Raw genomic sequence first — 22,505 nt, 5'->3', positions numbered from 1 at the left:
TCGTAGGAGGATCGGATCGTGGTGGAACCGCAGTGGGTACCGAGCGAGCAGGACGTCGCGGGCGCGCGGGTGACGGACTTCGCTCGGTTCGCCGGCGAGCGAACGGGCCGGGAGTTCCCCGACTACCGCACGCTGTGGCAGTGGTCGGTGGCCGATCTGCCCGGATTCTGGTCGGCGCTGTGGGCGTACTTCGATCTCGGTGAGCCGCCCGAGCAGGTGCTCGCCGATGCGGAGATGCCGGGGGCGCGGTGGTTCCCGGGCACCCGGCTGAACTATGTCGACCAGGTGATGCGGCAGGCGCGCACGGATCGGCCCGCGATCGTGTACGTCGGGGAGGACGGGTCGCTGACCGAGGTCTCCTGGGCCGAATTGCTCGGCCGCACGGCGGCTTTCGCCGGTGTGCTGCGGGCGCAGGGCGTGGCGCCCGGTGATCGAGTCGTCGGCTACCTGCCCAACATCCCCGAGGCCGTGATCGCGTTCCTGGCCACGGCCGCGCTCGGGGCTGTCTGGAGCGCCTGCGGGCAGGACTATTCCGCGAAGGCGGCGCTGGACCGGCTCGGTCAGCTCGAGCCCGTCGTGCTGGTGACCGCCGACGGATATCACTACGGCGGGAAGGTCTTCGACAAGACCGACGAGATCGCCGACCTGCGCGCCGGACTGCCGACACTGCGGGAGACGGTGGTGGTGTCGCGACTCGGTCGCGAGGTGCCGAACTCGTCGGACTGGGCGCGGATCACCGAGCCGGTGGCGACCGAGATCGACACGGGCCAAGTCGATTTCGATCATCCGCTGTGGATTCTGTATTCCTCCGGGACCACCGGGCTGCCGAAGGGCATCGTGCACGGACACGGCGGCGTGCTGCTCGAACACCTGAAAGCCGTTGCGCTGCAGTCCGATATCGGCCGGGACGACACCTTCTTCTGGTACACCAGCCCGAGCTGGATGATGTGGAACTTCCAGGTCGCGGGGCTGCTGGTCGGCGCCACCATCGTCTGTTACGACGGCAGCCCCGGCCATCCCACTCCGGATGCGCTGTGGGACATCGCCGCTCGCACCCGGACCACCGTGCTGGGCAGCAGTCCGGGGTACGTACTGTCCTGTATCAAGGCCGGTGTGTCGCCGAAGGCGGACCACGACCTGTCGCTGCTGCGGACCGTGGGCATCACGGGGGCCTCGCTGCCGCCGTCGTCGTCACTGTGGTTGCGGGACAATGTCGGTGAGCGGGTGCAGGTCGCCTCGATCAGCGGTGGGACCGATGTGGTGTCGGCGTTCCTCGGCGGCGTGCGGACGGTTCCGGTGTGGCCGGGAGAACTGTCGGTCCCGTTCTTGGGCGCCGCCGTCGACGCCTGGGACCCGACGGGGCACCCGATCCGCGGGGAGGTCGGTGAACTGGTCATCACCGAGCCCATGCCGTCGATGCCCGTGAAGTTCTGGCAGGACCCGGACGGATCCCGTTATCGCGGTGCGTATTTCGAGATGTTTCCGGGCGTGTGGCGACACGGCGACTGGATCACCGTCACCGAGCGCGACAGCATCGTCGTGCACGGGCGGTCGGATTCGACGTTGAACCGGCACGGCATCCGGATGGGCTCGGCCGACATCTACCAGGCCGTGGAGCGTCTTCCGGAGATCGCCGAGGCCCTGGTGATCGGCGCGGAACAGCCGGACGGCGGCTACTGGATGCCGCTGTTCGTGGTGCTCGCCGCCGGCGCCGAGTTGACCGACGACCTGAAACAGCGCATCGCCGAGGTGATCCGCACCGAGGTCTCGCGTCGCCACGTGCCGGACGAGATCATCCTCGCCCCCGGCATCCCGCACACCCGCACCGGCAAGAAGCTCGAGGTGCCCATCAAACGCCTGTTCCAGGGCGCCGACCCGGCGCGCGTGGTGGAACGGACCGCCGTCGACACTCCGGACCTGCTGGACTGGTACGCCGCGCTGCGACCGTCGCAGCGGTAACCGCGCATAAGCTGACGGGTGTGCACCGCTCGCCGCTGACCCCCGTCTTCGCCGCGCTGCAACTCGGGCTGCACGCGCTGATGGTGGCGCTGTGCGCGGTCGTGGTCGGGCGGGCGCTGGTGCCGGGGGTGGGGCATCGGTGGGGTGTGGTCGCCCTGACGGTGCTGTTTCTGGTGGTGTATTTCGCCGGGGCGGCATTGCGGGGCAGGCCCGTGGCGGCGCGGGTGTGGCTGGGTCTGCTCACCGTGCTGTGGCTGGGGCTGGTGGCCGTCGCGCCGGACGCGGTGTATCTCGTGTTCGGGATGTTCTTCCTGTATCTGCATCTGCTGCCGCGAGTATGGGGTGCGGCGGCGGTCGCGGCGGCCACCGCGGCGGCCGTGGTCGGGTTCGCGCTGCACAAGGGCTGGACGATCGGCGGTGTGGTGGGTCCGCTGCTCGGTGCGCTGGTCGCCGTCGCGATCGGGCTGGGTTATCAGGCGCTGTTCCGGGAGGCGGCCGACCGGCAGCGGCTCATCGACGAATTGCTCGCCGCCCGAGCCACACTGGCCGAACAGGAACGCACGGCCGGGAAGCTGGCCGAGCGGCAGCGGCTGGCGCAGGAGATCCACGACACCGTGGCGCAGGGGCTGTCCAGCATTCAGTTGCTGCTGCACGCCGCCGAGCGCTCCGGACCGGAACACCCTGGCCTGCAACAGATCCGGATGGCCCGCGAGACGGCGGCCGACAGCCTCGCCGAGACCCGGCAGCTCATCGCCGAACTCACCCCCGCCGCGCTGGAGGGGCAGTCGCTGACCGAAGCGCTGGACCGGATCGCCCAGCGCGCGAGCACACCGGGATTGGCGACGCAGCTGCTGGTGGAGGGCGCTCCCGAGCGATTGCCGATGCCGATCGAGGCGGCGCTGGTCCGGGTGGCGCAGGGGGCGGTGTCCAATGTGATCCGGCACGCGGCGGCGAGCCGGATGCGGATCACGCTGACCTACGCCGACGACGCCGTGCACCTCGACGTGGTCGACGACGGAACAGGTATCGACCCAACGGTTTTCGCGCGCGGTACGTTCGGTATGGATGCCATGCGCAGCCGTGTCGAACAGCAGGGCGGGAGCATGAACGTGGAGTCCGAACCCGGCCACACCGCCGTCACGGTCTCGTTCCCGCTCGAGGATGCGTCGTGATCCGCCTGCTGCTCGCCGACGATCACGCGATCGTCCGCGCCGGGTTGCGCGCGCTGCTGGACTCGGCTGCGGACGTCACGGTGGTGGCCGAGGCCGCCACCGCGGAGGAGGCCGTAGCCTGCTGTGCCGCAACGGAAGTCGACCTGGTGCTGATGGATCTTCGCTTCGGCCGGGGTAAGTCGGGTGTGGATGCCACCCGTGCGTTGCGCGCCGCGCCCGCGCCGCCGAATGTTCTGGTGGTCACCAACTACGACACCGACGCCGACATCCTCGGCGCCATCGAGGCCGGCGCCTGCGGCTATATCCTCAAGGACACGCCGCCCGCCGAACTGCTGGCCGCCGTGCGCGGGGCCGCCGCGGGGGAGAGCGTGCTGTCCCCGTCGGTGGCGTCGCGCCTGATGACCCGGGTCCGCACACCGGATACCACGCTGAGTCCCCGGGAGATCGAGGTGCTGCGGCTGGTCGCCGACGGCCACTCCAATCGCGAGATCGGCAAGCGGCTGTTCCTCAGCGAGACGACCGTGAAATCCCATCTGGTGCATATCTATTCGAAGCTGGGGGTGAAATCGCGGACCTCGGCCGTGGCGCGGGCGCGGGAACGCGGGGCGATCTGAGGAGTGCCGGTTCCGCGAATCCGCCGGGTGGCGGTCGTACGCTGGCGGCATGGCCTCTATCACCGATCCTCGCGTGCGTGAGTTCCTGTCGCACGGTACGCGCACCGGCAAGCTCGCGTTCGTGGCCACCGACGGCCGGCCGGTCATCAATCCCGTCTGGTTCATCGTCGAAGGCGACGAACTCGTGTTCAACACCGGTAAGGGCACCGCCAAGGGCCGGGCGATCCTGCGGGACCCGCGCCTGGCCCTGTGCGTCGATCTGGAGGAGCCGCCGTTCGGCTACGTGCAGGTGCAGGGCACCGCCGAGGTCTCCGAAGATCCCGGCGAGCTGGTCCGCACGGCCACCGCCATCGCCGCCCGGTACATGGGCCCCGACCGGGCCGAGGAATTCGGCCAGCGCAACGGCGTGCCCGGTGAACTGGTCGTGCGCCTGCGTCCCGCCAAGATCCTCGGCGGATTCGACATGACCGGCTAGGTGGCCTCCGGGGTCCCGCTCGTCCCGACCTAGACTCGCCGCATGACCGTGCACTTCATCGGGGCCGGGCCGGGGGCGGCGGATCTGTTGACCGTGCGGGCGGTGCGGCTGTTGGGGAAGGCCGCGGTGTGTCTGTACGCGGGGACCTATCTGGATCCCGAGGTGCTGGGGCACTGTGCGCCGGGGGCCGAGATGATCGACACACAGGGCCTCGATCTCGACCAGATCGTGGGGCATTGTGTGCGAGCACACGGCGAGGGCAAGGATGTGGCGCGGTTGTGCTCCGGTGACCCGTCGATATATTCGGCGCTGGCCGAGCAGACTCGGCGGCTGGACGCGCACGGCGTTCCGTGGGATGTCACGCCGGGCGTGCCCGCTTACGCTGCCGCCGCCGCGTTGCTCGGTACCGAATTGACGGTGCCGGAGCTGGTGCAGTCGGTGGTGCTCACTCGTACCCAGGCCCGATCGACGGCCATGCCCGCCTCGGAGTCGCTGGCGAATTTCGCCCGCACCCGGGCCACCTTGGCCCTGCACCTGGCCGTGACGCGGATCCGCCCGCTCGCCGCCGAACTGACCGCCGACTACGGCGCGGACTGTCCGGTCGCGGTGGTCTATCGCGCCGCCCAGCCCGATCAGCTCGTGCTGCGCGGCACCCTCACCGACATCGCCGATCAGGTGGAGGCGGCCGGTCTGCGGCAGGCCGCGATCATCCTGGTGGGTCGTGCGCTGGCCGAGCCGGAGCGGTGCGCCCAGTCCCATCTCTACGACCCGGCGCGGGATCGGCGGCACCTACCGCGGACCGCCGCCGGAGGGGTCTCCCAGCCCTGAGAACCCCCGTCAACCGGGCATTCGGCGGGGGAGGGGCGGGTGCGGTAGATTGCTTCCCTTGCCCAACTCCCGTGATGCCCAACGGCTATGAACCTTTTTGGTCAGGTAGCCGGAGTGGGCGGTAGATTGGTTCGGTGGTCAGCAGTGAGGTTCAGCGCGGGGACGATCCGAGTCCGGTGGGTGTGGTCAGGCCCATGTAACAAGATCGGGCCGGCCAACGGATACGTCCAATGAACATTTTTGTCTGATTGAGATTTCGAATCGAGCCCCGACCGTCGGACGTCACGCTGAAAAGGTGAACGTCGGCGTCGGTGTGCCATCGAGGAGCGCTGCACGGTGTTCCGGAAGTGAGGTTTAGGGTTGGACCGGCTGGATTTCGGCGGCAACGGCGAAGCTGGCAGCGAGGTGACGCCCACGCCGGTTTCGGGGGACGAGCTCTTTCCCCTCTCGCCGGCGCAGCTCGGTATCTGGTATGCCCAGCATCTGGATCCGCAGGTGCCGATCAACATCGCCCAGTACGTCGATCTGCGGGGCGATCTCGATCGTGAGATCCTGCGGCGAGCGTGCATCGACTCCTCGAACGAACTCGATTCGGGCTTCATGTGCCTCGCCGAGCGCGACGGCGAGCCGATGCAGTACATCGACCCGACCATCCCGGACCGGGACGAGATCGTCTATGTCGACCTGCGCGGCGAGGACGACCCCGAGGCGGTCGCGCACGAGTGGATGCGCGCCGAGTACAGCCGTCCGCTGAACCTGCTGACCGACCGCCTGATCCGGCTCGCCGTCCTGCAACTGGGCGACGACCACTGGTTCTGGTACCTCCGGGCGCACCACATTGTGCTCGACGGCTTCAGCGCCATGAACTACCTGAACCGCGCGTGCGAGCTGTACACGGCGTATCTGAACGATGTCGAGCCCAAGCCGTACCGGCCGACCAAGCTGCGCAAGCTGGTCGAATCGGAATTCGAGTACCGCGAGAGCACTCGCTTCCAGGCCGACCGCGAGCACTGGGCCCAGCGGGTCGAGGGGCTCGAGGAGGGTTCCAGCCTGGTCGGCCGTTCGGCGGCCCCCGCCCCGGTCAACGGGGTGGCCAGCGCGGCGCTGACGCCGGAGCAGACCGAGCTGCTGGACGCGGCCGTGCAGCGGCACGACTCGTCCCCGGCGGCACTGCTGATCGCGGGCTTCGCGGCCTACCTGGCGCAGTGGACGAGCAGCGAAGAGGTGATCCTGAGCCTGCCCGTGACCGCGCGCACCACCGCGATCATGCGGCGCTCGGGCGGCGTCTCCTCCAACATCGTCCCGCTGCGGCTGCCGGTCGGTTACCGGACGACCCTCGCCGATCTGCTGAAGTCGGTGATTGTCGAGGTGTCCGGCGCCCTGCGGCACCAGCGCTACCGCCACGAGGACATCCGGCGCGACAGCGCGGGCGGCGAGGCGGTCACCAAGGAGTTCTTCGGTCCCTGGGTCAACATCATGTTGTTCCAGGACGAGGTGGCGCTGGGCCCCGTGGTCGGTCACATGCACGTGCTGTCGACCGGTTCCATCGAAGACCTGGGCGTCAATTTCTATCAGTCGATGGGCGGCACCGTCTCGCACATCGACTTCGAGACCAACCCGAACCTCTACACCGAAGACGAAGCGCACCGGCATCATTCGCGCTTCCTCGAGTTCTTCGACCGGTTCCTGGCGGCCGACGCCGACCAGGTGCTGTGGGAACTCCCGATCACCACCGAGTCCGAGCTGGACCGCACCCTCGCGGCGTGGAACGACTCCGACCACGAGGTGCCCGACACGACCCTGGCCGCCCTGGTGGCCGACGGCGTCGCGGTGCGCCCGGACGCCGTCGCGCTCGACTACGAGGGTGACGAGCTGACCTACGCCGAATTCGGGGCGCGGGTCAACCGGCTGGCACGCGCGTTGATCGCCGCCGGTGTCGGACCGGAATCGCTTGTGGCACTGGGTATGCGGCGCTCTCTGGACCTCGTGATCGGCATGCACGCCGTGCTGCAGGCCGGTGGCGCGTACGTGCCGATCGACCCGGACCATCCGGCCGAACGCACCGCCTACATTCTCGAATCGGCCACTCCCGTCTGCGTTCTCACCGTGTCGGGCGACGAGGTGGAGCTGCCGGAGTCGGTGCGGCGGGTGGAGATCGACACCCTGGATACCGCGGGCTTGTCCGACGCCCCGATCACCGACGCCGACCGTGTCGCGCCGCTGCTACCCGGCAACACCGCCTACGTCATCTACACTTCCGGCTCGACCGGACGGCCGAAGGGCGTGGCGGTCACCCACCGCGCCATCGTCAACCAGCAGCTGTGGATGCTCGACGCGTACCGGCTGACCGGCGACGACGTCTACCTGCAGAAGACCGCGACCACCTTCGACGTATCGCTGTGGGGCTACTTCCTGCCGCTGCTGGTCGGCGCGAAACTGGTGATCGCGACGCCGGACGGGCACCGCGACCCGGTCTACGTCGCCGAGACCATCGCCCGCCACGGCGTGACCGTGACCGACTTCGTGCCGTCCATGCTGACGGTGTTCGTCTCGCACGCCACGCCCGACCAGATCGCCTCGCTGCGCGCCGTTTTCGTCATCGGTGAGGCGCTGCCGCCGGAGACCGCCGCGGGCCTGCGGGCGATCAGTTCGGCCGGTCTGCACAACCTGTACGGGCCGACCGAGGCCGCGGTCTCGGTGACCTATTGGGAGGCAACCGAATCCGACACCACGACGGTGCCGATCGGTGTTCCCGAATGGAATGTCGAAGCCTTCGTGCTGGATTCGCGACTGCGGCCGGCCGCGATCGGCGCCCCGGGTGAGTTGTATCTGGCGGGGCGTCAGCTGGCCCGTGGTTATCTCGGGCGTCCCGACCTGACCTCCGACCGGTTCGTCGCCAATCCGTTCGGGGACGGGGAACGGCTGTACCGCACGGGTGACCTGGTGCGGTGGACGACGCGGGGCGTACTGGAGTACATCGGGCGCACCGACTTCCAGGTCAAGTTCCGTGGACAGCGGATCGAGCTGGGTGAGATCGAGACGGACCTGCTGGCCCATCCGGCTGTCGGTCAGGCCGTGGTGCTGGTTACCGACACCGCCACCGGACAGCAGCTGGTCGCGTATGTCGTTGCCGTGCCGGGGGTTTCGGTCGATCCGGCCGAGTTGACCCGGTTCGTCGCGGAGAAGCTGCCCGCTTACATGGTGCCCGCGTCGATCATGGTGCTGGACGCGCTGCCGCTCAACACTTCCGGCAAGCTGGACCGCAAGGCCCTGCCGGAACCGGTGTTCAGCGCCGACGCCGCCGGGTACCGTGCGCCGCGCAACCAGGTCGAGGAGATCGTCGCGGGCGTCTTCGGCGATGTGCTGGGGCACGACCGCGTCGGCATCGACGACAACTTCTTCGACCTCGGCGGCAACTCGCTGGTCGCGACGCAGGTGGTGGCGCGGATCTCCGCGGCGTTCGGCATCCAGCTGGGTGTGCGCGCGCTGTTCGAGACGCCGACCGTGGCCGCGCTCGCGGTGCGCGTCGAATCCGCCACGCCCGCAAGTGTTTCCCGCCCGCCGCTGGTTGCGCAGCCGCGCCCGGACCGGGTGCCGCTGTCGCTCGCGCAGCAGCGGATGTGGTTCATCAACCAGTTCGACCCGACCGTGCCGACCTACAACCTGCCCTTCGTGGTGCGGCTGCGCGGCGAGGTCGACCTGGACGCGCTGCAGGCCGCGCTGCTGGACGTGATCGCCCGCCAGGAGTCGCTGCGCACGGTCTTCCCCGAATCCGAGGACGGCGGCTACCAGCAGGTGGTGCCGATCGAGCGGGTCGACCTCGGCATCGAGGTGCGCGAGACGGCCGCGGCCGAATTGCCCGGCGTGCTCGCCGAATTCGCCTCCACCGGCTTCGACGTCTCCCGTGAACTGCCGATCCGAGTCCGGGTGCACCGGGTGCCGGGGGCCGAGCACGGGGACGACTACGCGGTCGCCATCGTCGTGCATCACATTGCCGCCGACGGCTTCTCGTTCGGTCCGCTGGCCCGCGATGTCGCCGCCGCCTATCTGGCGCGCGCCAACGGACAGGAGCCTGCCTGGGCCCCGCTGCCGGTGCAGTACGCCGACTTCAGCCTGTGGCAGCGCGAACTGCTCGGCGCCGAGACCGACCCGGATTCCATCGCCTCGCGGGAGATCTCGCATTGGCACCGGGCGCTGGCCGGTCTGCCGGACCAGCTGGATCTGCCCACCGATCGCCCGCGGCCGCCGCTGCAGAGCTTCCGCGGTAGCCGGGTCACCTTCGACATCGACCCGGAACTGCACGCGCAGCTGACGAGTCTGGCTCGGGCGCAGGGTGTTTCGCTGTTCATGGTGCTGCACTCGGCACTGGCGGTGCTGCTGGCGCGGCTGTCGGGCACCGGAGACATCGCGATCGGCAGCCCGGTCGCCGGCCGCGGCGAACAGGCCCTCGACGACCTGATCGGCATGTTCGTCAACACCCTCGTGCTGCGCACCGAGGTGGACGGCGCCGAACGCTTCACCGAGCTGCTCGGCCGCACCCGCGACACCGACCTGGCGGCCTTCGCCAACGCGAACGTGCCGTTCGAGCGCCTGGTCGAGGTGCTCAACCCGACCCGCTCCCAGGCGCGGCACCCGCTGTTCCAGGTGATGCTGTCGTTCCAGGAGCTGTCGCACGCCACCATGGAGATGGCGGGCCTGACGGTCTCGGCGGAGGAACTCGACGTCGATATCGCCAAATTCGACCTGGTCTGGACGCTGACCGAACAGCGCGGCAGCGACGGCGTGCCCGCCGGGGTGTCGGCGGTGGTGTCCTATGCCACCGATCTGTTCGACGAGTCCACCGTCGCCGAATTCGTCCACCGCTACCTGCGCGTGCTCACCGCGGCCGTCGCCGCGCCCGAGACCCGGGTGCGCGACATCGAGATCCTCGACCCCGCCGAGCGGCGCACCGTGCTCACCGAATGGAACCGCACGGCCCACGAATTGCCCGCTGTCGCAGGCGAATCGCCGGTCACCGTGCTGGACCTGTTCGCGCGGCAGGCGGAGCTGCGTCCGCACGCCACCGCCCTGATCTTCGATCCGAGCGACCGTGACGACGAGTTCGGCCCGGTCCGCGAGCTGACCTACGCGGAGTTCGCCGAGCGCGTGAATCGCTTGGCGCGCAAGCTGATCGACGCGGGCGTCGGCCCCGACTCGCTGGTCGCCGTCGGGATGCGGCGCTCGGTCGACATGTACGTCGCCGTCTACGCCACCCTGGCCGCCGGCGGCGGCTACGTGCCGGTCGACCCGGACCATCCCGCCGAACGCACCGAGTACGTGCTCGGCAGTTCGAAGCCGGTGGTGCTGCTCACCACGACCCGGGACGACGTCACCGCCGACGACTGCCGGATCATCCACGTCGACACGATGGATCCGAGCGAGTTCGACGCCGGGCCGATCACCGCCGCGGAGCGGTTGCGGCCGCTGCGCCCGGACCACATCGCGTACGTGCTGTACACCTCCGGATCGACCGGCCGCCCGAAGGGCGTGGCGGTGTCGCATGCCGCGATGGCGAACCAGATCTCTTGGAAGATCGCCGAATTCGGCCTCGACGAGACCAACGTCGCGCTGCACAAGACGCCGTTCACCTTCGACGCCTCGCTGTGGGAACTGTTCGCCACCCTGGCCGTCGGCGCCAAGGTGATCGTCGCCGTGCCGGACGGTCACCGCGACCCGATGTACCTCTCCGAGGTCATCGCGCGGCACCGGGTCACGCACACCTCGTTCGTGCCGTCGCTGCTGCCGGTCTTCGCCTCCAGCGCCTCCACCGAGGAGTGCCTGTCGCTGCGCGCGGTCTTCGTCGGTGGCGAGGCGTTGCCGCCGTCGACCGTGAGCGCCTTCCGGCGGTTCAGCACCGCCACCATTCACAACCTCTACGGCCCCACCGAATTCACGGTCAACGCCACCTCGTGGACGCTGCCCGCCGAGAACGGCTACACCGCGGTGCCGATCGGCCGCCCGGTGTGGAACGCGCAGGCCTACGTGCTCGACGAGAGCCTGCGCCCGGCGCCGGTCGGGGTGCCCGGCGAGCTCTACCTGGCGGGCGCCCAGATCGCCCGCGGCTACCAGGACCGCGCGGACCTGACCGCGGAACGCTTCGTCGCCAACCCCTTCGGCGCGCCCGGCAGCCGCCTGTACCGCACCGGTGACCTGGTGCGCTGGACGACACAGGGCGTCCTGGAGTACATCGGCCGCACCGACTTCCAGGTGAAGTTCCGCGGCCAGCGCATCGAACTCGGCGAGATCGAGGCCGCGCTGCTGGATCACCCCGACGTGAACCAGGCCGTGGTGCTCATCATCGACACCGTCACCGGCGATCAGCTGGTGGCCTACGTGGTGCCCGCGCCGGGCGCCGAGGTCGACACCGAATCGGTGCGCGCCGCACTGGTGCAACGGCTTCCGATCTACATGGTGCCGTCGGCGATCGTGGCGCTGGCGGAGTTCCCGCTCAACGCCTCCGGCAAGCTGGACCGCCGGGCACTGCCCGCACCGCTGTTCGCGGTCTCCGAATTCCGTGCTCCGACAACGCCGATCGAGGAAATCGTCGCGCAGATCTTCGGCGAGGTGCTCGGCGTCGCGCGCGTCGGCGTGGACGACGACTTCTTCGATCTGGGCGGCAACTCGCTGATCGCGACCCAGGTCGCCTCCCGCCTGGGCATCGCGCTGGACACCCGGGTGCCGGTCCGAATGCTGTTCGAGGCCAGCACCGTTGCCGCGCTCGCGGCGCGGGTGGAGTCGCACGCCGGAGACGGCGCGCGCAAGGCGCTGGTGGCCCGCGAGCGTCCCGAGCAGGTGCCGCTGTCGCTGGCACAGCAGCGCATGTGGTTCCTCAACCGCTACGACACCTCCTCGGCGGTCAACAACATCCCGGTCGCGATCCGGCTCTCCGGCGATCTGGATGTGGCGGCGCTGCAGGTCGCGGTCATCGACGTGATCGACCGGCACGAGTCGCTGCGCACCGTGTTCCCCGAGACCGGCAGTGCGCCGGTGCAGGTGGTGCTCGACGCCGCGCAGATCGTTCCGGACCTGACGCCGGTCCCGGTCAACGAGGGCAACCTGATCGCGCACCTGATCGAGCTGGCCTCGATGGCGTTCGACGTCACCAACGAGGTGCCGCTGCACGCCCGGCTGTTCGAGGTCAGCGAGTCCGAGTACGTGCTCGGCATGGTGGTGCACCACATCTCCGCCGACGGCTGGTCGATGGGCCCGCTGGCCCGCGACGTGATGATCGCCTACGCCGCGCGCACCATGTGGGAACAGCCCGCGTGGGTGCAGTTGCCGGTGCAGTACGCCGACTACGCGCTGTGGCAGCGCGAGATGCTGGGCTCGGAGGACGACCCGAGTTCGCTGATCTCCGACCAGATCCGGTACTGGCAGCGCGAACTCGCCGATCTCCCCGACGAATTGGTGCTCCCCGCGGATCGCCCGCGGCCCGCGGTGGCGTCCTACCGCGGCGGCGTGCACTCGTTCGTGATCGCGCCCGAGACGCAGGTCCGCCTGCTGGAACTCGGTCGCAGGCACAACGCGTCGCTGTTCATGGTCATGCACAGCGCGCTGGCGGTGTTGCTGGCCCGGCTGTCGGGCAGCTCCGACATCGCCATCGGCACACCGGTCGCCGGTCGCGGTGAGGCCGCGCTCGACGACCTGATCGGTATGTTCGTCAACACGCTGGTGCTGCGCACCGACGTCGACGGCGCCAAGACCTTCGCGCAACTGCTGGCGCAGGCCCGCAACACCGACCTGCAGGCGTTCGCGCACGCCGACGTGCCGTTCGAGCGGTTGGTCGAGGTGCTCAACCCGGCGCGGTCGCAGGCGCGGCACCCGCTGTTCCAGGTGGCGCTGTCGTTCGAGAACCTGCCGGAGAACACCTTCGAGCTGCCCGGATTGCGGGTCTCCACGGTCGATTTCGAGGTCGACACCGCGAAATTCGATCTGGCCGTGACCCTTCGGGAGGCCGGGCAGGGCTCCGACGGCGGCATGCTGGGCGAGATCTCCTTCGCCCGCGACCTTTTCGACGACGACACGGTGCAGGAGTTTGCGGGCCGCTTCATGCGGCTGCTGGAGGAGATCACCGAGCGGCCGGAACTGCCGGTCGGCGAACTGGAGATCCTCGCGGCGGCCGAGCGCGCCGAACTGCTGAACCGGACCGGCGGCCCGGCCGTCGCACCGCGCACGATGCCGGAGCTGATGGCGGCGGCCGCGGCGGCCGACCCGCGGCGCCACGCCGTGGTGTTCGAGGGCCGCGCGCTGACCTACGCCGAGCTGGACGAGTCGTCCGCACGGCTCGCGCGGGCGCTGATCGCCCGCGGCGCCGGGCCGGATGTGCTGGTGGCCGTGGCGATTCCGCGGTCGATCGAGCAGGTCCGGGCGGTGTGGGCGGTGGCCCGCGCCGGTGCGGCGTTCCTGCCGGTCGATCCGGCGTACCCCGCCGACCGCATCACCCACATGATGTCGGATTCCGGTGCGCGCCTGGGCATCACGCTCGCCGCCGAGGTCGACGGGCTGCCGCCGATCGCGGACGGCGAGTGGCTGGTGGTCGACGCGCCGGAGTTCGCGACCGAGGTCGCGGCGCAGTCCGCCGACCCGGTCACCGATGCCGATCGCACGGGTGTGCTGCACCCCGAGCACATCGCCTACGTGATCTACACCTCCGGCTCCACCGGTGTGCCCAAGGGCGTGGTGGTCAGCCACGCCGGTCTGGCGAACTTCGGCGCCGAGCAAGTGGAACGCTATGGCCTGGACGGCGATTCGCGCGCCCTGGCCTTCGCGTCGCCGTCGTTCGACGCCTCGGTGCTGGAACTGCTGCTGGCCGTCGGCTCGGCCGGCGCGCTGGTCGTGGTGCCGCCGGGCACCTACGGCGGCGACGAACTCGGCGAGCTGATCTCCCGCGAGGGCGTCACGGTCGGCCTGATCACGCCGTCGGTGCTGGCCTCGCTGGATCCGGCGGCGCTGACCGGCATGCGCGCCATCATCGCCGGCGGCGAGGCGCTGTCGGCCGATCTGGTCGCGAAATGGTCTGTGGTGCCCGGTAATTCGGGTGAGCGCCGACTGCACAACGCCTACGGCCCGACCGAGGCGACGATCGCCACCAACATCAGCGGCCGCCTGCTGCCCGGTGAACTGGTGACCATCGGCGGCCCGGTGCGCGGCATGCGCGCGCTGGTGCTCGACGCGCGGCTGCGGCCGGTGCCCGAGGGCGTCGTCGGTGAGCTGTACGTCGGCGGCATCCAGCTGGCGCGCGGCTATCTCGCGCGCCCGGCGCTGACCGCTGACCGCTTCGTAGCCGATCCCTACGGCGCCCCGGGCGAGCGGTTGTACCGCACCGGCGACGTGGTGCGCTGGCGGCGCGACGGCGCGGGCGACCCGGTCGTGGAATACGTGGGCCGCAACGACTTCCAGGTGAAGATCCGCGGTTTCCGCATCGAACTGGGCGAGATCGACGCCGCGCTGACCACCCACCCGGACGTGGACTTCGCGGTGACGATCGGCCGCAACAACGACGCGGGCTCGACGTTCCTGGTGTCGTACGTCCGACCGGTCGCCGGGCACGCCGTGGATGTCACCGCGCTGTCGGCGCACGTCGCCGACCGGCTGCCCGCCTACATGGTGCCGACGGCCATCATGGTGCTCGACGAGATCCCGCTGACCCCGGTCGGCAAGCTGGACCGCAAGGCGCTGCCGGAACCCGAACTGGCGCCGCGCGACTTCCGGGCCCCGGCCACGCCGCTCGAGGAGATCGTGGCGGGCATCTTCGCCGATCTGCTCGGCGTCGAGCGCGTCGGCGCCGATGACGACTTCTTCGCCCTCGGCGGCAACTCGCTGATCGCCACGCAGGTCACCGCCCGGCTGGCCACCGCGCTCGACGCGGAGGTCGGGGTGCGGGTGCTGTTCGAGGCGCCGACGGTGGCCGGACTGGCCGCCCGGGTCGGGGCCCGCGCGGGAACCGGTGTGCGCAAGCCGCTGACGGCCCGTACCCGGCCCGAACGCCCGCCGCTGTCGCTGGCACAGCAGCGCATGTGGTTCCTGAACCGGTTCGACACCGATTCCGCCGCCAACAACATCCCCGTCGCCGTCCGCTTCACCGGCGACCTCGATCTGGACGCGCTGCGCGGCGCGGTCGCGGACGTGGTGGCGCGGCACGAGTCGCTGCGCACCATCTACCCCTCCGCCGACGGCATCGGCTACCAGCGGGTGCTGCCGTCCGCCCAGGCGACCCCGGACATCGACGTGGTCGCGGTGCACGCCGACGAATTGCTGTCGGTGGTCGGCGAATTCATCGCCCGCGGGTTCGATGTCACCGCGGAACCGCCGGTGCGGCTGCGCGTCTACGAACTCGGCGCCGACGACCGTGTCCTGGTCGTGGTCGCCCACCACATCGCGGCCGACGGCTTCTCGATGCGCCCGCTGGTGCGCGACCTGATGACCGCGTACCTGGCACGCACCGCGGGCCAGGTGCCGGACTGGTCGCCGCTGCCCGTCCAGTACGTGGATTACGCGCTGTGGCAACGGGATACGCTCGGCTCCGAGGACGACCCGCGGTCGCTGATCTCCGAGCAGCTCGACTACTGGCGCGGCGCGCTGGCCGGCCTTCCGGACGAACTGCGCCTGGCCACCCGGCCCCGCCCGGCGGTCGCCGCGTATCAGGCCGGGACCCACCGGTTCCAGGTGCCCGGCGCGCTGGTCGACGGTCTCGGCGCGGTCGCCCGCCGGCACGGCGCCACGCTGTTCATGGTGGTGCACAGCGCCTTCGCGGCCCTGCTGGCCCGGTTGAGCGGTACCTCCGACATCGCGATCGGCACCCCGGTCGCCGGTCGTGGCGAGCAGGCGCTCGACGACCTGGTCGGCATGGTGGTCAACACCCTCGTGCTGCGGAACGAGGTCGACACCGGCGCCCCGTTCACCGAGTTGCTGGCCCAGGCGCGCGAGCGCGACCTGGCCGCGTTCGCGCACGCCGGCGTGCCGTTCGAGCGGCTGGTGGAGGTGCTCGAGCCCGCCCGCGCGCCGGGCCGCCACCCGCTGTTCCAGGTGATGCTGACGTTCCAGAACCTCGGCCACACCGCGCTGGAACTGCCCGGCCTGACGGTGTCCGAACTCGGCGTCGACACGCCTACCGCGAAGTTCGATCTGCAGCTGACGCTGTCCGAGCAGGTCGGCGACGCCGCCGCGATGGACGCCGAACTCGTCTATGCCGCAGACCTTTTCGACGCGGAGTTCGCCGAGACCTTCGTGCAGCGGTTCCTGCGCGTGCTGAACAGCGTCGCCGCCGACCCGACCCTGCGCGTCGGCGATCTGGAACTGCTCGACGCCACCGAGCACACCCTGGTGCTGCGGTACTGGAACGACACCGAGTTCCCGCTGGACGCGGCGCTGCCGCGGGTCTCCGACGACGCCGCCGCGACCCTGGTGTCGCTGTTCGAGGCCCAGGTGGCGCGCGGTCCCGAGGCGACCGCGGTGACGTTCGAGGGGACAAGTCTGTCCTACGCCGAGTTCGCCGCCCGGGTGCACCGGCTGGCGCGCTGGCTGATCGACGCCGGTGTCGGGCCGGAATCGCTTGTCGCCCTGGGCATGCGGCGCTCCATCGAGCTGGTCGTCGGCATGTACGCGGTGACCGCGGCCGGTGGCGCGTACGTGCCGCTGGACCCGGACCACCCCGCCGACCGGACCCGCTACATCCTCGACACGGCCCGGCCGGTGCGGGTGCTGACCACCTCGCGTGACGCGGCCGACCTGCCGAGCGACGACCGCGCGGTGGAGATCGACCGGCTGGAGCTGGACGAATTCGCGGACGGGCCGCTCACCGACGCCGATCGCGTGGCGCCGCTGTACCCGTCGAACACCGCGTACGTGATCTTCACGTCCGGTTCGACCGGCCGCCCGAAGGGCGTGGCGGTGAGCCACGCGGCCATCGTCAACCGCCTGGTGTGGATGCACGCCCAGTACGGCTTGGCCGCCGACGACGTGGTGGTGCAGAAGACCCCGGCGACCTTCGACGTGTCGGTGTGGGAGTTCTTCTGGCCCTTGCAGGTCGGCGCCCGGCTGGTGGTGGCCAAGCCCGACGGCCACCGCGACCCGGTCTACCTGGCCGACCTCATCGCGGCCGAGGGCGTCACGGTCACCCACTTCGTGCCGTCGATGCTGGCGATCTTCGTGAGCCAGCTGTCTGCCGACGGGGACCTGGAGTTCCGTCGGGATGACCGGGAGCTGAAGCTCCGCAACGTCTTCGCCTCCGGTGAGGCGCTGCCCGCCGCCACCGCGCAGCGGCTGCGCGAGCTGACCGGCGCGCGCCTGCACAACCTGTACGGCCCGACCGAGGCCGCCGTCGACGTGACGTATCACGAGGTCACCGACGCCGACACCGGCTCGGTGCCGATCGGCGCGCCGGTGTTCAACACCAAGGTCTACGTGCTCGACGACCGGTTGCAGCCGGTCCCCGTGGGTGTCGCGGGTGAGCTGTATCTGGCGGGCGCGCAGCTGGCGCGCGGTTACGTGGCACGTCCGGACCTGACCGCCGACCGATTCGTCGCCAGTCCGTTCGGCGACGGTGAACGCCTGTACCGCACCGGCGACCTGGTGGTGTGGACCCCCGCCGGTGAGCTGGAATACCTGGGCCGCACCGACTTCCAGGTGAAGCTGCGCGGCCAGCGCATCGAACTGGGCGAGATCGAGTCGGCGCTGACCGCTCTCGAATCGGTCGCCCAGGCGGTGGTCGTGGTGCGCGCCGACGAGCGCGCCGGTGACCAGCTGGTGGCCTACCTGGTGCCCGTCGCGGGCACGTCGATCGCTACGGAATCGGTGAAAACCGAACTGTCTCAGCGCCTTCCGGCGTACATGGTGCCGACGGCGTTCGTGGTGCTGGACGAGTTCCCGCTGAACGCCTCCGGCAAGCTGGATCGCCGGGCGCTGCCCGCGCCGACCTTCGCGGCCAAGGTGTTCCGCGCGCCGGTCACCCCGGCCGAGCAGGCCGTGGCCGACACCATCGGCGAACTGCTCGGGCTGGAGCGGGTCGGTCTCGACGACGACTTCTTCGAACTGGGCGGCAACTCGCTGATCGCCACCCAGGTCGCCGCCCGCCTCGGCGCGGCCCTCGACACCGAGGTGCCGGTGCGCCTGCTGTTCGAGGCCTCGACCGTGGTCACGCTCGCGGCGCGCGTGGAATCGCATGCGGGACAGGGCGGCCGGACTCCGCTCACCGCGCGGCAGCGCCCCCAGCCGGTGCTGCTGCCCGGTGGTGAGCAGGCGCGGCTGGTGCCGCTGTCGCCCGCACAGCAGCGGATGTGGTTCCTGAACCGGTTCGACAGCCGCACCGCGGTCAACAACATCCCGACCGCGGTCCGGATGAGCGGCGAGCTCGACGTGGCGGCGTTCGCCGCCGCCGTGCGGGACGTGCTCGCCCGGCACGAGTCGCTGCGCACCGTCTACCCCGAGGTGGAGGGCGTCGGCTACCAGCGCGTGCTGTCCGTCGGCGAGGCGGCGTTCGACCTCGCCACCGAGACCGTCGCGGCGGACGAGCTGCCCGCCCGGGTGGCCGCGCTCGCCGGGGTGTTCTTCGATGTCACCCGCGATCTGCCGTTCCGGGCCACGCTGCTCACGACGGCCCCGGGCGAGCACGTGATGGTGCTGGTGGCCCACCACATCAGCGCCGACGGCTTCTCGCTGCGGCCGCTGCTGCGCGACATCGTCGCCGCCTACACCGCCCGCGCGCAGGGCGAGGTCCCGCAGTGGGCGCCGCTCGAGGTGCAGTACGCCGACTACGCGCTGTGGCAGCGCGAGGTGCTCGGCGACGAGCGCGACCCACAGTCCCAGGCGGCCCGCCAGATCGCCTACTGGACCGAGCAATTGCGCGATCTGCCCGATCAGCTGGAGCTGCCCACCGACCGGCCGCGGCCCGAGGTCGCCTCCAATGCCGGTGCCACGCACGAGTTCTCGATCGACGGCGAACTGCACACGGCACTGGTGGAACTGGCCCGTTCGCGCGGCGTGACGCTGTTCATGCTGATGCACGCGGCCCTGGCGACCTGGGCCGCGCGCCAGGCCGGCAGCGCCGACGTCGCCATCGGCACCCCGATCGCGGGCCGCGGCGAGCGCGCCCTCGACGACCTGATCGGCATGTTTGTCAACACGCTGGTGCTGCGTACCGAGGTGCGCCCCGGCGCGAGCTTCACCGAACTGCTCGATGAGGTCCGCCGCACCGACCTGGCCGCGTTCGCGCACGCCGACGTGCCGTTCGAGCAGCTGGTCGACGTGCTGAGCCCGGTGCGCTCGCAGGCGCACCACCCGCTGTTCCAGGTCGCGCTGACCTTCGAGGCGGCCGGGCAGCAGGACGCCGCCCGCGTCGCGCTGCCCGGACTCGACCTCGAGGTGGTCGAATTCGACGCGGGCACAGCGAAATTCGATGTGCAGCTGACGGTCGGCTCGGCGGCTACCGGCAGCGATCTGGCGCTGTCGTGGAACTACGCCACCGATCTGTTCGACCCCGAGACGATCACCGCGTTCACCGACCGCTTCGTGCGGATCCTGCGCAGCATCGCCGAGGATCCGGCCGCGGTCGTCGGCGATATCGACCTGCTCGGCGAGGCCGAGCGGCTGGACGTCTCGCAGCGCTGGGTCTCCTCCGGAAAAGACGGGCAGAGCGGGCGTTTCGACGATCGCACCGCGACCCTGTCGGACCTGTTCGACGCCGCCGTGGCCGCGCACTCCGACCGGGTCGCCGTCACCTTCGGCGACGACCGGGTCACCTACGCGTCGCTGGACCAGCGCGCGAATCAGCTGGCGCGCAGGTTGATCGAGGACGGCGCGGGACCGGAGACGCTGGTCGCGGTGCTGCTGCCGCGCTCGGCCGATCTGGTGGTCGCGCTGCTCGCGGTGATCAAGACCGGTGCGGGCTATGTGCCCGTCGACCCGAACAACCCGGCCGACCGCATCGCCTACGTGCTCGCGGACTCCGCGCCCGCGAGCGTGATCATCGACAGCAGTGTGGATGTCGAGTTGCCGCCAGGGCTGCCGCGCGTCCTCATGGACGACTTCGGCATGGACGTGCCGGATGTCGTCGACGCGGGCGAGGGCCCGATCACCGACGCCGACCGGATCGCGCCGCTGACCGCGAAGAACATCGCCTACGTCATCTACACCTCCGGATCGACCGGCCGCCCCAAGGGCGTCGCGGTCGAGCATCGGAACGTGGTGCGGCTGTTCGCCAATACCGATCGCGAATTCGGATTCGGCCCCGGCGACGTGTGGACGATGTTCCACTCCTACGCCTTCGACTTCTCGGTGTGGGAGCTGTGGGGCCCGCTGCTGTTCGGCGGCACCCTCGTGGTGGTCGACTACTACACCTCCCGCTCGCCGGAGCAGTTCCTGGAACTGCTGCGCCGCGAACGGGTCACGGTGCTCAACCAGACCCCGTCGGCGTTCTACCAGCTGGCCGCCGCCGAACTCGCCGAGGAGCAGTCCTACCACCCGGACTCCGAGCTGCGGCCGCTGTCGCTGCGCTACGTCGTCTTCGGCGGTGAGGCGCTGGAGCTGCGCCGTCTCGCCGATTGGGTTGCCCGCCACGGTGATTCGGTGCCGCGACTGGTCAACATGTACGGCATCACCGAGACCACGGTGCATGTGTCCTACCGCGCGCTGGACGCCGCCACCATCGCCGCCGCCACCGGCAGCGTGGTCGGCCGGGCGATCGCCGGGCTGCGGGTCTACGTGCTGGACAACCGATTGCGCCCGGTGCCGGTCGGCGTGGCCGGGGAGATGTACGTCGCCGGACCGCAGCTGTCCCGCGGTTATCTGGGGCGCGCGGATCTGACCTCCGCCCGCTTCGTGGCGAACCCCTTCGCGGGCGACGCGGACGACTCCGGGTCGGTGCTGTACCGCACCGGCGACGTGGCGCGCTGGAACCGCCGCGGCGAGCTGGAATACCTCGGCCGCGCCGATGATCAGGTGAAGGTCCGCGGCTTCCGCATCGAACTCGGCGAGATCGAGGCCGCGGTGCTGGCCCAGCCGGGCGTGGCGCAGGCCGCCGTGATCGTCCGCGAGGACCAGCCCGGCGACCAGCGCATCGTCGCCTACCTGGTGCCCGATCGCGACACCGCGCTGGAACTCGAGGCCGTCCGCGACGGCGCCGCCGCGGATCTGCCGTCCTACATGGTGCCCTCGGCGTTCGTGGTGCTGGACCGGATCCCGTTGACCGTCAACGGAAAACTGGATCGTCGCGCGCTGCCCGCACCGGCCGTGCAGGCCCGCGCCTTCCGGGCGCCGGAGACGCCGGTGCAGGAGACGGTGGCCGCGGTCTTCGCGCACGTGCTGGAACTCGCCCGGGTCGGCCTGGACGACGACTTCTTCGCGCTCGGCGGCAACTCGCTGAGCGCCACCCGTGTGGTCGCGCGAATCGGCACCGAACTGGGCATCTCCGTCGCGGTGCGCGCGCTGTTCGAGGCCCCGACCGTGGAGGCGCTGGCGGCGCGGCTGGAGTCGCACACCGGCGGCGAGTCCCGCCCGCGCCTGGTGGCGCGGGAGCGCTCGGCGACGCAGCCGGTGCCGCTGTCGTTCGCGCAGCAGCGCATGTGGTTCCTCAACCAGTACGACACCTCGTCCTCGGCCTACAACCTGCCGCTGGCGATCCGGCTGTCCGGCGAATTGGACAGCGCCGCACTGAAGTTGGCCATCTTCGACGTGGTGCGGCGGCACGAGTCGCTGCGCACCCGCTACCCGGAGCAGGACGGCGCCGCCACCCAGGTGACCGTCCCCGCCGAGCAGATCGCGTTGGACCTGCTGGCGTACCCGATCGCGGAGAGCGAACTCGCCCGCGCGGCAGGCGAATTCGCCTCGGACGGCTTCGACGTCGCCGAGGAGGTGCCGCTGCGGGCCCGGCTGTTCCGGGTCGAGACCGACGGCGCCACCGGGCAGGTGCAGGACGAACACGTGCTCGTGGTCGTGGTGCACCACATCGCGGCCGACGGCTTCTCGATGGGCCCGCTGGCCCGCGACGTCCTGACCGCCTACACCGCGCGCACCCAGGGCACGGCCCCGGGCTGGGCGCCGCTGCCGGTGCAGTACGCCGACTTCGCGATGTGGCAGCGCGAGGTGCTGGGATCCGAGGACGATCCGCAGTCGCTGCTGGCCGCGCAGGTCGGCTACTGGCAGCGCGCGCTGGACGGGATCCCGGACGAGCTGACCCTGCCGGCCGACCGGCCGCGGCCCGCCGTCGCGTCCCACCGCGGCGCGACGCTGCACCGCAGCCTGTCGCCGGAGCTGGTATCCAAGCTGGAAGATGTTGCCCGGCAACGGGGTTCGTCGCTGTTCATGGTGATGCACAGCGCGCTGGCGGTGCTGCTGGCGCGGCTGTCCGGTGGTGACGACATCGCCGTCGGCACGCCGATCGCGGGCCGCGGCGAGGCCGCGCTCGACGATCTGGTCGGCATGTTC

The 22,505-nt window shown here is 70.5% G+C and carries 6 protein-coding genes (1 of these 6 running past the window's edge); all 6 read left to right on the top strand.

What is annotated here, in order from left to right; translation table 11 throughout:
- Positions 1-18 precede the first annotated feature (18 nt).
- Positions 19-1,959 (top strand): acetoacetate--CoA ligase, encoded by a 1,941-nt coding sequence (locus tag QH470_RS24310; RefSeq protein WP_280274646.1) that lies wholly within the window; start codon positions 19-21, stop codon positions 1,957-1,959.
- 20 nt (positions 1,960-1,979) lie between these two features.
- Entirely contained in the window at positions 1,980-3,131 is a 1,152-nt protein-coding gene (locus QH470_RS24305; protein ID WP_280274645.1) for a sensor histidine kinase, read from the top strand.
- Complete coding sequence (locus QH470_RS24300; protein ID WP_280274644.1) at positions 3,128-3,745, top strand: response regulator transcription factor; 618 nt, start codon at positions 3,128-3,130, stop codon at positions 3,743-3,745. Before QH470_RS24305 ends, QH470_RS24300 begins: the two co-directional genes overlap by 4 nt.
- A 49-nt stretch (positions 3,746-3,794) precedes the next feature.
- Positions 3,795-4,220 carry a PPOX class F420-dependent oxidoreductase gene (locus tag QH470_RS24295; RefSeq protein WP_280274643.1) on the top strand — a complete coding sequence of 142 codons (426 nt, stop codon included), beginning with the start codon at positions 3,795-3,797 and terminating at the stop codon, positions 4,218-4,220.
- A 42-nt stretch (positions 4,221-4,262) separates the two neighbouring features.
- On the top strand, positions 4,263-5,048 hold the full coding sequence (gene cobM / locus QH470_RS24290) for a precorrin-4 C(11)-methyltransferase (RefSeq protein ID WP_280274642.1): 786 nt from the start codon (positions 4,263-4,265) through the stop codon (positions 5,046-5,048).
- A 360-nt stretch (positions 5,049-5,408) separates the two neighbouring features.
- On the top strand, positions 5,409-22,505 hold the 5' end (the start) of the coding sequence (locus QH470_RS24285; protein ID WP_280274641.1) for a non-ribosomal peptide synthase/polyketide synthase. Its footprint extends 34,755 nt past the window's final position; the window shows 17,097 of its 51,852 coding nt (coding positions 1-17,097); its start codon is at positions 5,409-5,411; the stop codon falls past the right edge of the window.

Origin of the sequence: Nocardia wallacei (assembly GCF_029868745.1) — a bacterium.
In the GTDB taxonomy this organism is placed as follows: Bacteria; Actinomycetota; Actinomycetes; order Mycobacteriales; family Mycobacteriaceae; genus Nocardia; species Nocardia wallacei_B.
This window is presented reverse-complemented; position numbering and strand designations above follow the sequence as displayed.

What these genes read in the sequence shown, in the direction of transcription:
- QH470_RS24295 (WP_280274643.1), top strand. Translation starts at nt 3,795, where the DNA reads ATGGCCTCTATCACCGATCCTCGCGTGCGTGAGTTCCTGTCGCACGGT.
- cobM (WP_280274642.1), top strand. Translation starts at nt 4,263, where the DNA reads ATGACCGTGCACTTCATCGGGGCCGGGCCGGGGGCGGCGGATCTGTTG.